Below are 14,470 nucleotides of genomic sequence, written 5' to 3' on the forward strand. Positions count from 1 at the left end.
GTCTCCAAGTGTGTGATGTCGAGTGAGTCAGATGTCGAGGGCGACGTCGCCGACAGGGACCGAGACACACAACTGAATGGCCTTGTCCGGATCGGTATCGGTGTCGCCGGTACGTACGTTCTTGGTGCATCCCGATTTCTTCACCGCGGTGCAGGAGAAGCAGATGCCCATCCGGCAGCCGTACTCGGGATGAAGTCCGGCGGCCTCGGCCTGTTCCAGCAGGGTCCCACCAGAGTTGTCGGCCGTGACTCCACTGGCCGTGAAGGACAGCTCACCACCGGCCTCACCCTCGACCGGCGTCGCGGCGGGAGCGAACTCCTCGGTGTGGAGACGGTCCTCGATGCCGAGTTCCCGGTACACCTCCCGAACACCACGCATCAGGCCGGGCGGACCGCAGAGAAAGGTCTCGGCCTCGGCGTACCAGGGCGCGACCGCATCGAGATGCTTCTGCCCGAAGAAGCCGTGCAGATGTCCGCCGGTCTCCTGATCGGTGTACGCCAGCACGAGGTTGACGTTGGGGTTGGCGTCGGCAAGCTCGCGAAGCTCGTCCAGATAGGCGACGTCGTTTTCGGTGTACGCGTAGTGCAGAAAAGTCACGCTTCCCGCGTGCTTCTCCTCGACGAGAGTGCGAAGCATCGAGAGGACCGGGGTGATCCCGCTGCCACCACTCACGAGCAGAACTCGGCGCGGCCGGGTGGTCGGCAGGACAAATTCCCCCGCTGCCTGCGACAGGTCGAGGATCAGTCCGGGCCGGGCGTTTTCGTGAAGATACTGCGACACGAGGCCGTCGGGGTGCGCCTTGATCGTCAACTCGATGGTGCCGTCCGGCGACGACTGAGCGTTGGCCGGCGAGTAGCAACGAGTGTGGCGAACTCCGTCGATCACTACCCCTACCTGCACAAACTGTCCGGCGCGGAATCCGCGCCACTGACGGGTCGGGCGCAGCGTGAGCGTGACGGTGTCCGCGGTCGACCGATCGACCGCGAGCACCTCGGCTCGCAGATCACGCACGGTGACCATCGGCGTGACGAGTTCGAGGTAACGGTCGAGCTGATGCGGAGTGGCCATCGCCTCGAACAACGACAGCAGCGAGAACCTGCGTCCCTCCGCCGGACGACTGGTGTGAGCAACTGACACGGCAGCCTCCTCCATTTGAGTGCACGGTTGTACACTGACAATAGTGTGACAGGTGCAGACAGGTAGTTGTCAATCGAAATGTGACGGCAGGCACACACGCGAGTGCCGTCACCTCGCACAGATCGGAAAGACATGACGGACGAGCAATACGGTCAGCCCGTGGTTACGGACGGTGCGGCAGCCGACGTCCTCGTGATCGACGCTCCCGTCGCCACGAATAGACTCGGTGCCGTGAGTCAGTCGACCGGTGCGGAACCCGAGAGCAGGGCAGCACGTAAAGAGCGCACCCGGAAGGCCCTCTTGGACGGCACCCTCGACCTCATGGCGGATCGGAGCTTCGCGGGTGTGAGCCTGCGGGAAATTGCCCGCCATGCAGGAATCGTGCCCACTGCGTTCTATCGGCACTTCGCGTCCATCGAGGAACTCGGCGTCGTTCTCGTCGAGGAGAGCATGCGAATGCTGCGACAGATGCTGCGCGATGCCCGCCGCAACCCGAGTACCAAGAGCGCGGGCGCGTCTCTCGACATCCTCGTCCGCCAGGTCCGCACTCACGAGGCACAGTTCCGCTTCCTCAGTCGGGAGCGCTACGGCGGTGTTCCCGAGATCCGCCGCGCCATCGCCACCGAGATGCGACTGTTCGTCAGCGAGCTGACCGTGGATCTCACGCGAATCGGCGGCCTCGAGTCGTGGGACGCCGACGACCTCGAGATGGCGGCCGACCTGATCGTCTCCACGATGTTCGCCGTCGTCGTCGACCTCCTCGAAGCCGACCGTCCCGGCGTGCGTACCGAAGCCGAGGTGGTCGCCCGCGCCGAACGCCAGCTACGGCTCATCATGCTCGGCATGACGGCGTGGAATCCTCGGAGGAGTTGACCCTGCCGCCGTACGGTGGGGGCATGCTGCCAACCTCCGAACACGTGTCCATCCCCATCGGCGACCTGACCTTCGACGTCACCGTCAATGGCCCTTCCGACGGTGAAGCAGCCGTTCTCCTGCACGGGTTTCCGGAAAGCGCTGCGTCCTGGACGCCGGTCGCCGCCCTCCTCGCACAGTCCGGGATGCGGACCTATGCACCGAATCAGCGTGGATATTCGGCTGGTGCGCGGCCAGAGGGTACCGACGCCTACCGCATCGACCACCTCGTCGGGGACGTCATCGCTCTCCTGGACGCACTCGGCCTCGAGAAAGCGCATCTCGTAGGCCATGACTGGGGCGCCATCGTTGCGTGGGTCGTGGCGGCGCGACACCCCGGCCGAATCACTTCACTCACGACCGTTTCGGTGCCTCATCCGGGCGCCTTCGGCTGGGCGCTGCGCGAGGACGCCGACCAGAAAGAACGGTCGTCCTACATTCGCCTGCTGCGGATGGAGGGCAAGGCCGAACATGTGCTCCTGCGCGAGAACGCGCAGTCGCTGCGGGCGATGTTCGGCGATGTCGTCCCGCCCGAACTCGTCGACCGGCATGTCGCAGTCCTCACCGAGCCGGGCGCGCTCACCGGGGCCCTGAACTGGTACCGGGCAATGACAAGAGATTTTGACCAGACCCCCGCCGTCACGATCCCCACCACCTACGTCTGGAGTACCGGCGACACAGCGCTGGGCCGCGCCGGAGCCGAGAAGTGTGGCGAGTTCGTGGACGCACCATACGAGTTCGTCGTCCTCGACGACGCGACGCACTGGATCCCCGAGCAGTGCCCCGAGGACCTCGCCGAGGCGATACTTCGGCGGGCCGGAATGGCCGCCCGCTGATTGTCGTCTCTGGGAGCTGACGCGGGAGGCGTCAGCTCCGCTCCGGGGCACGCACCACGGTCAGGGCCGCGAGTCCGAGGGCCAGCACGATCAGCAAACCTACGATCCCGGCCCGGTCTGCGCCGAACCACCACGCGAAGAGTCCGAACAGCGTCGGCGACAGGAACGAGACCGCGCGTCCGGTCGTCGCGTACAGACCGAACATCTGCCCCTCGCGGCCGGGCGGCGTGATCCTCGCGAGGAACGTGCGCGACGAGGACTGCGCGGGTCCCACGAAAAGGCACAGCAGGAGACCGAAGATCCAGAACATTCCCGGTCCGGACACAAACGTCAAGATGATGCCGACGACGGTCATCGCGGCCAGCGACGCCGCGATGACCGTCTTGGGACCCACCCGGTCGTCGAAGCGGCCTGCCGTGAGTGCGCCGACGGCGGAGACGATATTTGCCGCGACACCGAACAGCAGCACATCTCCGGCACTGATGCCGTACACATTGACGGCGAGGACAGCACCGAACGTGAACACCCCGGCCAGTCCGTCGCGGAAGAGCGCACTGGCGCCGAGGAAGTACACGGTGCGGCGGTCGACAGACCAGAGGCTGCGCAAATCTCGCCAGAGAATCCGATACGACTCCACGAAACCGGCCTTGTCGGCGCCCGGATCGACCTGGGGCCGCGGCAGTTCGGGAACTTTCAGCAGCACAGGTATCGCGAAGACGGCGAACCAGATCGCCGCGAGCAGCGCCACCATCCGGATGTTCAGGCCACCGTCCGTAGTGAACCCCAGCGCTCCGCGGGTGTCCCCGTCACCGGCGATGAAGCCGAAGTAGCACAACAGAAGAAGCACGATCCCGCCGAAATAGCCCATTGCCCAACCGAAGCCGGACACCCGACCTATATTCGACGGCGTCGACACCTGCCGCAACATGGCGTTGTACGGCACACCGGCGAGCTCGAAGATCACCGAACCGGCAGCAAGCAACACCAGACCGAGCCAGAGGTACTCGACCGAGTCGCGGACGAAGAACATGCCGGCCATGCAGGCCACGGTCGCGAAGGTGAGGACACCGAGCGCGCGCTTGCGCCGTCCTGCGGCGTCGAATCGCTGCCCGGTGACCGGCGCCAGCACCGCGATAAGGAATCCGGCGATCCCCAGCGACCACCCGAGCCAGGTGCTCGCAGAGATCGATCCTTCGAGGTCCTCCCCCACTGCGTCGGTGAGGTAAACGGAAAAGACGAACGTGAGGATCACCGCATTGAAGGCGGCTGACCCCCAGTCCCACAGACCCCACGCGACGACCTGTTTGCGCGTCGCAGCCTCACCGATCCCGGCGGGCGGACGAACTTCGGTGCTCATGTCGCGAGCCTATGTGAGCGAACGGGTCGTTCGTACTCTCCGACGCAACGTCCCACTCGCACCGAGCGGATTGCGTGCACTTAGTTGCATAGGCACTTCGTTGCATACATACTTTCTGGGTGGCACTCGAACATGCGCTTCTCGTCTCCCTCACCGAACATTCCGGGTCGGGCTATGAATTGGCACGCCGATTCGACAAATCGATCGGCTTCTTCCAGAGCGCCACTCACCAGCAGATCTACCGGCTGCTCAAGCGCATGGACGAAGCCGGGTGGGTGGATGCCGAAGTCGTAGCGCAGGACAGCAGGCCGGACAAGAAGGTGTATCGGGTCAGCGCGGCAGGTCGCGCCGAGTTGCAGCGTTGGATCGCCGAGCCCACCGAACCGAATCACCTTCGTAACGAGCTTGCGGTCAAGATCCGCGCCGCCCAGCAAGGGGACATTCCCGCACTGGCCGCCGAAGTCGCCCGGCACCGCGACGGCCACGCTGCCCGGCTCGAGATCTACCGCATGATCGAAAAACGTGACTTCCCGGTGCCGGACCAACTCTCCGGCACCGCCCTTCACCAGTACCTCGTCCTGCGCGGCGGCATCCGCGTCGAAGAGGGGTTCGCCGGCTGGTGCCAAGAAGTACTCGACGCCCTCTCGCAGTAAGGACACGCCGCATGACACAGTTTCCCCAGCTCCTCGCCCCGCTGGACCTCGGCTTCACGACTCTGAAGAACCGGGTGATCATGGGTTCGATCCACACCGGTCTCGAAGACCGCGCCAAGGACGTACCTCGACTGGCGGCGTACTTCGCCGAGCGCGCCCGCGGTGGTGTCGCCCTGATCGTCACCGGTGGGTACGCCCCCAACCGCACCGGCTGGCTGCTGCCTTTCGGGGCCAAGCTCACCAACCGCGTGGAAGCCCGGCGGCACCGTGCGATTACCCAGGCCGTACACGACGAGGGCGGCATGATCGCCCTGCAGATTCTGCACGCAGGCCGCTACAGCTATCAGCCGTTCAGCGTCTCCGCCTCCTCCATCAAGGCCCCGATCAACCCGTTCCGCCCCCGGAGACTCACCGGCCGCGGCGTCCGCTGGCAGATCCGCAACTTCGTGCGGTGCGCGCGGCTGGCACAGCGGGCGAACTACGACGGCGTCGAAATCATGGCGGGTGAGGGCTACTTCATCAATCAGTTCCTGTGCGAACGCACCAACAAGCGGACCGACGAGTGGGGTGGTACGCCTGAGAACCGCCGCCGGATCGCCGTCGAGATAGTTCGCCGCACCCGGGCCGCCGTGGGCCGCGACTTCATCATCATCTTCCGCTTGTCGATGGCCGATCTCGTGGAAGGCGGTCAGACGTGGGACGACATCGTCGCTCTGGCCAAGGACGTGGAAGCTGCCGGTGCCACGATCATCAACACCGACATCGGCTGGCACGAATCCCGCGTCCCCACCATCGTCACGTCGGTGCCGCGCGCGGCGTTCGCCGACATCACCGGCAAGCTCGAGAAGCACGTGAACATTCCGGTGGCCGCGTCCAATCGGATCAACATGCCCGAGGTCGCGGAGGAAATACTCACCCGCGGTGATGCTCAGCTGATCTCGATGGCCCGCCCGATGCTCGCCGACCCCGACTGGGTCCGCAAGGCCGAAGCCGGAAACTCGGACGAGATCAACACCTGCATCGCGTGCAACCAGGCGTGCCTCGACCACGCCTTCGTCCGCAAGCACGTGTCCTGCCTGCTGAATCCGCGTGCGGGCCGGGAGACGGAACTGACGCTCTCCCCCACCCGGACCGCGAAGCGCGTCGCAGTTGTGGGCGCCGGCCCCGCGGGATTGTCCGCGGCGCTCGGCCTAGCGCAGCGGGGCCACACGGTGACGCTGTTCGAGGCGGACTCCGAAATCGGGGGCCAGTTCGGCATCGCCCGCAAGATCCCCGGCAAGGAGGAGTTCGCGGAGACCATTCGCTACTACAACCGGCAACTCGCACTCGCCGGTGTGGATGTCCGGCTCGACACCCGCGTCGCAGCGGTCGAACTCGTCGGCCACTACGACGAGGTGGTGATCGCCACCGGCGTCACCCCGCGCCTCCCGTCGATTCCCGGCATCGACCATCCCACAGTGCTCACGTACCCAGAGGTGGTGCGCGGTCGGAAGTCCGTCGGAAAGTCGGTTGCCGTGATCGGTGCCGGCGGCATCGGCGTCGACGTCAGCGAGTTTCTCACCCACGAACACTCACCGACTCTCGACCTGAAGGAATGGAAGCAGGAGTGGGGGGTCACCGAACCCGAGGCCGCAGCCGGCGCCCTCACCACACCCATACCCGAGCCGTCGCCTCGTGAGGTGTACCTCCTCCAGCGTAAGAGCGGGCGTATCGGGGCGGGGCTCGCGAAAACGACGGGCTGGGTGCACCGCGCCGCCCTCAAGAACAAGGGCGTGCACGAGTTGTCCGGCGTCAACTACGAGCGCATCGACGACGAGGGACTCCACATCACCTTCGGCGACAAACGCGAGAAGCCCCGCACCCTCGCCGTCGACAACGTGGTGATCTGCGCAGGTCAGGAGTCCGTGCGCGACCTGGTCGACGAGCTGACCGTCGCCGGGGTCAGCACCCATGTCATCGGCGGCGCCGACGTCGCAGCCGAACTCGATGCCAAACGCGCCATCGAACAGGGCACCCGGCTCGCGGCGCGCATCTGACGCACTACGCTGACTGACCGTGAGTTTGCCGAACCCCACCCCCAGTGCCCGCGCCGTCGTCACCGGCGCCTCGTCCGGTATCGGCGAGGCGCTGGCCAGGGATCTCGCCTCCCGTGGGCATTCCCTCATCCTCGTCGCCCGGCGCGGCGAGGTAATGGAGTCGTTGGCGGCGACGCTCCGCGCCGAACACGGTGTCGAGGTGGACGTGCGGGCGTGCGACCTGTCCGATCGTGACGCACGTTCCGCCCTGGTCGACGAGATCGCCGGTCGGGAGATCAGCGTGCTGTGCAACAACGCCGGCATCGCAACGTTCGGCGCGGTCGCCGACCTCGATCCCGCCTACGAACGGGCGCAGGTCGAACTGAATGCCGTTGCCGTTCATGATCTCACCCTCGCCGTGCTTCCGGGCATGCTGGAACGCAAGTCCGGCGCGATCCTGATGGTCGGATCGGCGGCAGGCAACATGCCCATCCCCCACAACGCCACCTACGCGGCTACGAAGGCCTTCGTCAACACCTTCTCCGAGTCGCTGCGCGGCGAACTCAAGGGCTCCGGGGTCAGCGTGACTCTGCTCGCCCCGGGACCGGTCCGCACCGAGGAACCCGACCCCGCGGACGCGTCCATCGTCGACAAGCTGGTCCCCGACTTCCTGTGGATCTCCAGCGAATACACCGCCAAGGTGTCGCTCGACGGCTTGGCCGACAACAAGATGCGTGTGGTGCCGGGCATCATCAGTAAGGCGATGTCCGTTGCGGGACAGTACAGTCCGCGCGCCGTCGTGGCGCCGATCGTGGGAAGTTTCTACAAGAAGTTGGGCAACTAGACGGCGGCGAATGTACCGTTCGACGCTTCCACCGCGCTGAACGGTACGTTCGCCCCGAGCGCAGCCGATGTCAGCGCCGTCGGCGGCGCCCGGTGCCGAAGATACTGCGCGAGATCTCTCGTCCTGCGGCCGAGGCCGCCGACCTCAGGAAACTCTTGACCGCCGGATTTCCCAGAATCTGCTCGGCCATGTTCGGCCCGTCGGGCTCCGCAGGCGCGGGCAGGCCCGGCAGCGATGGCAGATCGATGTCCTCATCGGTCGCAGGCGCTCCCGCGACCTTCGCGGTCAGCTTCTCGTACGCCGATTCGCGGTCGACGGTCCGACCGTATCTCTGCGCCAGCGGGCTCGACGCCGCCGCGGCCCGAATGGCGTCGTTGCCAATGGTGTCCATGAGTGAACGTGGTGGCCGCATCCTGGTCCACGCCACCGGCGTCGGCGCACCCTTCTCGGAGAGCACCGTCACGATCGCCTCGCCGATACCGAGGGATGTGAGCGCCTTCTCCAGATCATAGAATTGCGTCTTCGGGTACGTGCGTACCGTTTTGTTCAGCGCCTTCTGATCGTCCGGCGTGAACGCGCGCAACGCATGTTGGATGCGTGCACCCAGTTGTGACAGCACCGCATTGGGGACGTCCGTCGGTAATTGAGTGCAGAAGAAGACGCCGACACCTTTGGAGCGGATCAGCTTGACCGTCTGCTCCACCTGCTGCAGGAACGCCTTCGACGCGTCGGTGAACAGGAGATGCGCCTCGTCGAAGATGAAGACGAGCTTCGGCTTGTCCAGATCTCCTTCCTCGGGCAACGTTTGAAACAGATCGGCCAGTACCCACATCAGGAAGGTGGAGAAGAGGGCGGGACGGGCGGCCTGCGCGCCCAGTTCGAACAGCGTGATGACGCCTCGCCCGTCACTGTCGAATCGGAGCAGATCTTCGGTGGCGAACTCGGGTTCACCGAAGAAGGTGTCACCGCCCTCCGCCTCGAGATTGACCAGTGCCCTGAGGATCACACCCGCCGTGGCCGGCGACACTCCGCCGATGACCGCCAGGTCGGCCTTGCCGTCGTCGCTTGTGAGGTGAGCGATGACCGACCTCAGATCCTTCAGATCGAGCAGCGCCAGACCCCGAGTGTCGGCCCAGTGAAAGATGAGCCCGAGAGTCGACTCCTGAGTGGCGTTGAGGCCCAGCACCTTACTGAGCAGGATCGGGCCGAACGCAGTGATGGTGGCCCGCACGGGGATGCCGACACCCTCCGTACCCAAGGAGAGGAACTCCACTGGCGAACCCGCCGGCGCCCAGTCACCGTCGCCGGTTTCGGCGGCGCGAGCGGTGATCTTCTCGTTCGTCTCTCCCGGCCTCGACAAGCCGGAGAGGTCGCCCTTCACATCGGCCATCACCACGGGAACCCCTGCCGCCGACAGCTGCTCGGCTATTCCTTGCAGGGTCTTGGTCTTACCGGTCCCGGTTGCACCGGCCACCAAGCCGTGCCGGTTGATCGTCGCGAGCGGTATCCGGACCCTGGCCGCGGGATCGACAACTCCGTCGATGAGGACGGTACCGAGCTCGAGCGCTACACCAGCCGACGAGTACCCCGTCGCGATTTCTGCGGCAGGCCCCGACAGAGGCGGTGCGGCAGTCGCGCCCTGCGCCTCCGCCTCCCGCGCTTCCTTCTCCGCCACCTCCGCGGCGGCCGCGGCCTCGGCGGCAATCCTCGCCGCTTCGACCGCGGCAGCTCTGGCCGCCTCCGCCTTCTGCGCGGGAGTCGGGGCGGCCCCGCCGTTCTGCGATTGCTGGGTCATCGAAGCCCTCCTCGGATCACGAACGTCGGGAGAAAGTGTCCACCGCAGACCTTAGCCCGTGACCCACGTGACTACTGTGTTCCTGGTGCAGGACAAACTTGTGTGGATCGACTGTGAAATGACGGGCCTCCGGCTCGGTACCGACAAGCTGATCGAGATCGCCGCTCTGGTCACGGACAGCGAGCTGAACGTTCTCGGTGAGGGTGTCGACATCGTCATCCACGCCGACGACGAAGCGCTCGCCGCCATGCCGGATGTCGTGACCAAGATGCATCAGACTTCGGGACTGACCGAGGAAGTCCGCAAGTCGACGGTCACGCTCGCCGACGCCGAGCAGCAGGTGCTCGCCTACATCCGCGAGCATGTTCCCGTGGCGGGCACCGCACCGCTCGCCGGTAACTCCATTGCAACGGATCGCGGATTCATCGCGCGCGACATGCCCGACCTCGACACCTACCTGCACTACCGGATGATAGATGTGAGCTCCATCAAGGAGCTGTGCCGTCGTTGGTATCCCCGGATCTACTTCGGGCAGCCCGAAAAGGGCCTCGCCCACCGGGCCCTCGCCGACATCAAGGAGTCGATCCGCGAACTGCGGTACTACCGAAAAACGGCCTTCGTGCCCGACCCCGGCCCGTCTACCAGCGACATCGCCGCCATCGTCGAAGAACTCGGGCCCGCCTGACATACCGATTGGCTTCTCGGGCATCGGACGCGCTAGTATCTTCCTCGCCGAAGTAACCGCCTCCGGGTGGCTGCCGAAAGCGTATGGTGAGTGTAGTTCAGTTGGTAGAGCACCAGGTTGTGATCCTGGCTGTCGCGGGTTCGAGTCCCGTCACTCACCCCAACAGAAAGCCCCCGGCCTCGGCCGGGGGCTTTCTTGTCTGCGTTCAGTCCCAGGGACTCAGTCGCTGGCGTTGCCCGCCTTCCACACGTTCCAGGGAATGTTCCAGTCGCCGAGGCCGTCGGTGCCCGACAGTGTGCCGCCGACCGTGTTCTTCACGACGACGATGTCTCCCCGCTTGGTGTTGTCGTACACCCACTTCGCGTTGGCGGGACTGAGGTTGAGGCAACCGTGACTGACGTTGGAATAGCCCTGCTGTCCCACCGACCACGGCGCCGAGTGGAAGAAGATGCCGCTGTAGGACATTCGCGTGGCCCAGTCGACGGGCGTCTTGTACCCCTGCGGAGAGTTGACGGGCACTCCGTAGGTGGACGAGTCCATCACGAGATTCGCGAACCGGTCGCCGATGATGTAGACGCCGTTGTCGGTGGGTGTGTCGTCCTTACCCATCGATGTGGGCATCGTCATGATCACTTCACCGTTGCGTTCGAACGTGACCTGCTTGGTGTTGTCGTCGGCCGTCGCGATGAGAGCGTCACCGATCGTGAACGTGGTGTGGACGTCTTCCTGTCCGAACAGTCCGTCTCCGAGATCTCGGCCGTACACGGCGACCTTGACATCCACGGTCGTGCCGGGCGCCCAGAAGTTCTGCGGACGCCACCGCACCTCACGGTTGTTGACCCAGAAGAACGCGCCCTCCACGGGCGGATTCGTCGTGACGGTGATGGCAGCCTCGGCAGCCCGTCGGTCGGGGATGTTTTCGTCGAACTGCACGGCGAGCGGCTGGCCGACGCCCACCACGTCACCATCGCCCGGCATCACGTAAGGCTTGGTGACGTTACCGGGCGCGCTGGTGGTGAACACCGACGTCGACGTGGTCGCACCGCCGAGTCCGTTCGCCTTGGCTTCGAGCCGGTATTCCTTGTCGTAGCCCAGCGGTTCCGTATTGACCCACGACAGACCGTCGGGTGCGATCGCGCCGTCGACCGGCACACCCTCGGGGTTGTACATCGTGACCTCGGCCAGCGTCCCGTCTGCGACCGACACGGTGACCGGCTGACCCGGCGAGAAGCCGACAGCTCCGTCGGTGGCCGATGCGGTCACCTTCGGTTTGATCAACTCGGTGACCGGATTGGAGTCGATCGGCGCCTCCCCTTCCGAGGTGACGGTGCCGGCGTCGGACACCGTGCATCCCGCGATCGACAATGCGAATACGAGTGATGCCGCCACAATCGTCGCGGTCTTCGAGACCGATCGCGCACGCATGCGCCTACCGCGCCCCACACCCATGGTTAACCCCACTTCACGTCCTCGCTCCGATGTCACGTTCAAGCCGGCACGCCCCTCGCCATCGCGAGACGAATCAGCACGTCGAGACCGTGTGGTCTCCAATGATGCCAGCCGCCGGAGACCGGTTCCAACCAAGCGCCGGGCGTGCCAGTAACGTTCGAATATCAATCGTGACCAGCGGTGCTGTTGTTACGGGTTGTATCTCGTGCCGGGGAGGTAAGCGAGGCGTCGACCAGGCGATTTGCATTCCCGAGAAGCGGTCCGCTACTGTTCTGTCTCGCAAGAGCGAGCGCCTATAGCTCAGTTGGTAGAGCAAGTGACTCTTAATCACTGGGTCCGGGGTTCGAGTCCCTGTGGGCGCACTTGCAGGAAAGGCCCTCACCTTCTTCGGAAGGTGAGGGCCTTTCTTCTTGCGCTTGTTGTTCCGCCCGAAAAGCGAACAGCCGCCGGGATGTGCGGTCACAGTCCCGGCGGCGTCACCACGAATCGGTCAGCGCAGCGCCTTGCGGAGCACCAGGAGCCCCACCACCGCACCTACGGCGATCAGTCCGTACTTGACCGCCGGCTCGTTGAACTTCGCGATCAGCGTCTGCTTCGTGTTCTCCACGAGACGCTTCGGGTTGGTGCGGACCGTCAATTCGTCGAGTGTGCTTGCGAGCTGATTGCGCGCGTTCTCGATTTCACGCTCGATGCTGTCGGTGTCCCTGGGCAACGTATCCTCCAACTTGTTCGAATGGTTCGATCAGCGAGAGCGACGCTATCGCGAAGATCCCACACTTGCGTCAACCGTAGACGAGAACACGCCACCCGCGACTCCGTCTCCCCCATTGGATGTACCGCCGGTGTCGGGCCGTCCCGGTAGCGTGACGTGTCGTGACCGACAACAGCAGACTCTCTCCCGGAGACACTCCACCCGCCTTCACCCTCCCCGATGCCGACGGCAACGAGGTGTCCCTCGCCGACTACCGCGGACGCAAGGTCGTCGTGTACTTCTACCCGGCCGCCAGCACCCCCGGTTGCACCAAGCAGGCGTGCGACTTCCGCGACAATCTGGTGGAACTCAACGGAGCCGGCATCGACGTGATCGGCATCTCCCCCGACAAGCCGGCCAAGCTGGCCAAGTTCCGCGACACCGAGGAACTGACGTTCCCGCTCCTGTCCGACCCGGACAAGTCCACACTCGAGGCGTGGGGCGCATTCGGGGAGAAGAAGATGTACGGCAAGACCGTTCAGGGCGTCATCCGTTCCACCTTCCTCGTCGACGAGGAGGGCAAGATCGAGGTCGCGCAGTACAACGTTCGCGCCACCGGCCATGTGGCCAAGCTGCGACGGGACCTTTCCGTCTGAGCGCATTCCGTCCCACCCGGCCTTCGGCGCAGTACGCCCGAACTCCTCCGCGGGCCGGGTGCGACTTTCAGGGGACGTTGAACGCCGCCAACCAACCGGTCTCAGTCGCTCTCGTCGCCGGGTGGTGATGTGGCGGAATTCCTGTCGTCGGCTATTTGTGGGCCATCACATTGTTCGCCCGGGAAAACCACCCGATCGGTGGCCACGTCCTGGCAAAACCCGACGAGCCACCGGGACGGGTCTTCGGAATCCGGAGCAAAGACCGATAGCCTGGGGCGGTGGAGTCTTCAGCCAGCAAGCAAGCACCGCGCCGTGTGGACCCGGCGCTGGAGCTGCAGTCGGACCCGCAGGAGCTCCTGCCCCGCCGACGTCCGACCCAGGAACGTAGTCGCCGCAAGTTCGATGCGCTACTCGCCGCGTCGCGGGAATTGCTGGTGGATGTGGGATTCGAGTCGTTCACCTGCGAGGAGGTAGCCGCTCGTGCCGATGTGCCGATCGGCACGCTCTACCAGTTCTTCGCGAACAAGTATGTGATCGTGTGCGAGCTCAACAGGCAGGACCTCGTCGGCGTTCAACACGAACTCGCGCAGTTCAACGGTGAGGTTCCGTCTCTCGACTGGCTACGCTTCCTCAACGCCTTCGTCGACCACATGGCCGGTTTGTGGATGTCGGATCCGTCACGACGCGAGGTGTGGCTGGCGATGCAGTCGACCCCGTCGACCCGCGCCACGGGGGCCATCCATGAGAAGGCGTTCGCGGAGCAGGTCTCGCGGATGCTCGCACCGCTCACCCCGCAAACCACGCGGGAGCGGCGCACGATGATGGCCGAGGTTCTCGTTCACGTCGTCTACTCGATGCTGAACTTCTCGGTGCAGGACGACCAGAGCCACGCCGATGCCGTCGCCGAGCTGAAACGGCTGATGGTGGCGTACCTGCTCGTCGCCGAAAAGGAATCTCGCACCACTACGACCACCGGCTAGGACCTCCGGTCCCGTGCGCCTTTCTGGTTGCTCCTGCTACCAGAAAGGCGCACGGGCGCGGAGCGCCTACGCCGCTTCGATCACCGCGAATGCACCAGCGGTGTCGCCGTCGTGCGTGAGCGAGATATGAATCTTCACGTCCGTCAGATGCTCGGCGACGTCTCCGCGTAAGCGGATGCTCGGTCGTCCCCACGCATCCGTCACCACCTCGATCAGGTGGTGGATCATTTCGGGCAGCACCGGCGGGCTGGCGAAGTTGGCGGTGGACCATGCTTTGATCACCGCCTCCTTCGCCGCCCATCGGGCCGCGAAATGCCGAGCCGGATCGGAGCTCCGGGTCACGGCGTCTCGACGTTCGCCCGGTGTGAAGTTGTCGAGCATTGCCGTACCTGGCCGGTCCAGCTGCTCGGCGAACTCCGACACCGTGACGAGGTCGAAGCCGATTCCCAGAACTCCCATC

General features: G+C 65.0%; 14 protein-coding genes and 2 tRNA genes. 10 read left to right on the plus strand and 6 right to left on the minus strand.

Annotated elements, in window-relative coordinates:
• Positions 1 to 27: 27 nt before the first annotated feature.
• Positions 28 to 1,137, minus strand: coding sequence for a ferredoxin reductase (locus L1080_RS14455; RefSeq protein ID WP_250771265.1), 1,110 nt, complete (start codon positions 1,135 to 1,137; stop codon positions 28 to 30).
• A gap of 132 nt (positions 1,138 to 1,269) precedes the next feature.
• Between L1080_RS14455 and L1080_RS14460 the strand changes: the two genes are divergently transcribed.
• Positions 1,270 to 2,010 carry a TetR family transcriptional regulator gene (locus L1080_RS14460; protein WP_250771262.1) on the plus strand — a complete coding sequence of 247 codons (741 nt, stop codon included), beginning with the start codon at positions 1,270 to 1,272 and terminating at the stop codon, positions 2,008 to 2,010.
• A gap of 23 nt (positions 2,011 to 2,033) precedes the next feature.
• Positions 2,034 to 2,885 carry an alpha/beta fold hydrolase gene (locus L1080_RS14465; protein ID WP_250771259.1) on the plus strand — a complete coding sequence of 284 codons (852 nt, stop codon included), beginning with the start codon at positions 2,034 to 2,036 and terminating at the stop codon, positions 2,883 to 2,885.
• 31 nt (positions 2,886 to 2,916) lie between these two features.
• On the opposite strand, the gene L1080_RS14470 is transcribed toward L1080_RS14465, so the two are convergent.
• Positions 2,917 to 4,242, minus strand: coding sequence for an MFS transporter (locus tag L1080_RS14470; RefSeq protein WP_250771255.1), 1,326 nt, complete (start codon positions 4,240 to 4,242; stop codon positions 2,917 to 2,919).
• 119 nt (positions 4,243 to 4,361) lie between these two features.
• Here L1080_RS14470 and L1080_RS14475 point away from each other — a divergent pair, with 119 nt between their 5' ends.
• Genes L1080_RS14475 through cmrA form a run of 3 tightly spaced genes read left to right on the plus strand, consistent with a single transcriptional unit; the run spans position 4,362 to position 7,754 of the window.
• Complete coding sequence (locus L1080_RS14475; protein WP_250771252.1) at positions 4,362 to 4,895, plus strand: PadR family transcriptional regulator; 534 nt, start codon at positions 4,362 to 4,364, stop codon at positions 4,893 to 4,895.
• An 11-nt stretch (positions 4,896 to 4,906) separates the two neighbouring features.
• A complete protein-coding gene (locus tag L1080_RS14480; RefSeq protein ID WP_250771249.1) occupies positions 4,907 to 6,931 on the plus strand; it encodes an NADPH-dependent 2,4-dienoyl-CoA reductase in 2,025 nt (674 codons plus the stop codon).
• A 19-nt stretch (positions 6,932 to 6,950) separates the two neighbouring features.
• Complete coding sequence (gene cmrA, locus L1080_RS14485) at positions 6,951 to 7,754, plus strand: mycolate reductase (protein WP_250771246.1); 804 nt, start codon at positions 6,951 to 6,953, stop codon at positions 7,752 to 7,754.
• 70 nt (positions 7,755 to 7,824) lie between these two features.
• Here the strand turns inward: cmrA and L1080_RS14490 are convergent, their stop codons facing one another.
• Positions 7,825 to 9,549, minus strand: a complete 1,725-nt coding sequence (locus tag L1080_RS14490; protein ID WP_250771243.1) for a helicase HerA-like domain-containing protein — start codon at positions 9,547 to 9,549, stop codon at positions 7,825 to 7,827.
• Positions 9,550 to 9,634: 85 nt separating this feature from the next.
• On the opposite strand from L1080_RS14490, the gene orn reads away from it, so the two are divergent.
• Both orn and L1080_RS14500 read left to right on the plus strand, forming a co-directional pair.
• Positions 9,635 to 10,234, plus strand: a complete 600-nt coding sequence (orn, locus tag L1080_RS14495) for an oligoribonuclease (RefSeq protein WP_109334998.1) — start codon at positions 9,635 to 9,637, stop codon at positions 10,232 to 10,234.
• Between the two features lie 86 nt (positions 10,235 to 10,320).
• Positions 10,321 to 10,396, plus strand: a tRNA-His gene (locus L1080_RS14500).
• A 57-nt stretch (positions 10,397 to 10,453) separates the two neighbouring features.
• Here L1080_RS14500 and L1080_RS14505 read toward each other — a convergent pair.
• Positions 10,454 to 11,683: a L,D-transpeptidase gene (locus tag L1080_RS14505; RefSeq protein ID WP_159927078.1), complete on the minus strand. Its 1,230-nt coding sequence runs from the start codon at positions 11,681 to 11,683 to the stop codon at positions 10,454 to 10,456.
• Between the two features lie 289 nt (positions 11,684 to 11,972).
• On the opposite strand from L1080_RS14505, the gene L1080_RS14510 reads away from it, so the two are divergent.
• Positions 11,973 to 12,045: transfer RNA gene (locus tag L1080_RS14510), tRNA-Lys, on the plus strand.
• 128 nt (positions 12,046 to 12,173) lie between these two features.
• Here the strand turns inward: L1080_RS14510 and L1080_RS14515 are convergent.
• Positions 12,174 to 12,395 carry a DUF3618 domain-containing protein gene (locus tag L1080_RS14515; protein WP_109334997.1) on the minus strand — a complete coding sequence of 74 codons (222 nt, stop codon included), beginning with the start codon at positions 12,393 to 12,395 and terminating at the stop codon, positions 12,174 to 12,176.
• A gap of 161 nt (positions 12,396 to 12,556) precedes the next feature.
• On the opposite strand from L1080_RS14515, the gene bcp reads away from it, so the two are divergent.
• Both bcp and L1080_RS14525 read left to right on the plus strand, forming a co-directional pair.
• Positions 12,557 to 13,030, plus strand: a complete 474-nt coding sequence (gene bcp / locus L1080_RS14520; protein ID WP_159921272.1) for a thioredoxin-dependent thiol peroxidase — start codon at positions 12,557 to 12,559, stop codon at positions 13,028 to 13,030.
• A 278-nt stretch (positions 13,031 to 13,308) separates the two neighbouring features.
• Positions 13,309 to 14,010 (plus strand): TetR family transcriptional regulator, encoded by a 702-nt coding sequence (locus L1080_RS14525; RefSeq protein WP_109328783.1) that lies wholly within the window; start codon positions 13,309 to 13,311, stop codon positions 14,008 to 14,010.
• 66 nt (positions 14,011 to 14,076) lie between these two features.
• Here L1080_RS14525 and acpS read toward each other — a convergent pair whose 3' ends face one another.
• Positions 14,077 to 14,469 (minus strand): holo-ACP synthase AcpS, encoded by a 393-nt coding sequence (gene acpS, locus L1080_RS14530; RefSeq protein WP_109328781.1) that lies wholly within the window; start codon positions 14,467 to 14,469, stop codon positions 14,077 to 14,079.
• Position 14,470 lies beyond the last annotated feature (1 nt).

This window comes from Rhodococcus sp. MSC1_016 (assembly GCF_023667485.2).
GTDB lineage: Bacteria > Actinomycetota > Actinomycetes > Mycobacteriales > Mycobacteriaceae > Rhodococcus_F > Rhodococcus_F oxybenzonivorans.

Coding starts and splice junctions, on each gene's coding strand:
- L1080_RS14490 (WP_250771243.1), bottom strand. CDS start 9,549: ATGACCCAGCAATCGCAGAACGGCGGGGCCGCCCCGACTCCCGCGCAG.
- L1080_RS14460 (WP_250771262.1), top strand. CDS start 1,270: ATGACGGACGAGCAATACGGTCAGCCCGTGGTTACGGACGGTGCGGCA.
- L1080_RS14470 (WP_250771255.1), bottom strand. CDS start 4,242: ATGAGCACCGAAGTTCGTCCGCCCGCCGGGATCGGTGAGGCTGCGACG.
- acpS (WP_109328781.1), bottom strand. CDS start 14,469: ATGGGAGTTCTGGGAATCGGCTTCGACCTCGTCACGGTGTCGGAGTTC.
- L1080_RS14465 (WP_250771259.1), top strand. CDS start 2,034: ATGCTGCCAACCTCCGAACACGTGTCCATCCCCATCGGCGACCTGACC.
- L1080_RS14480 (WP_250771249.1), top strand. CDS start 4,907: ATGACACAGTTTCCCCAGCTCCTCGCCCCGCTGGACCTCGGCTTCACG.
- L1080_RS14505 (WP_159927078.1), bottom strand. CDS start 11,683: ATGGGTGTGGGGCGCGGTAGGCGCATGCGTGCGCGATCGGTCTCGAAG.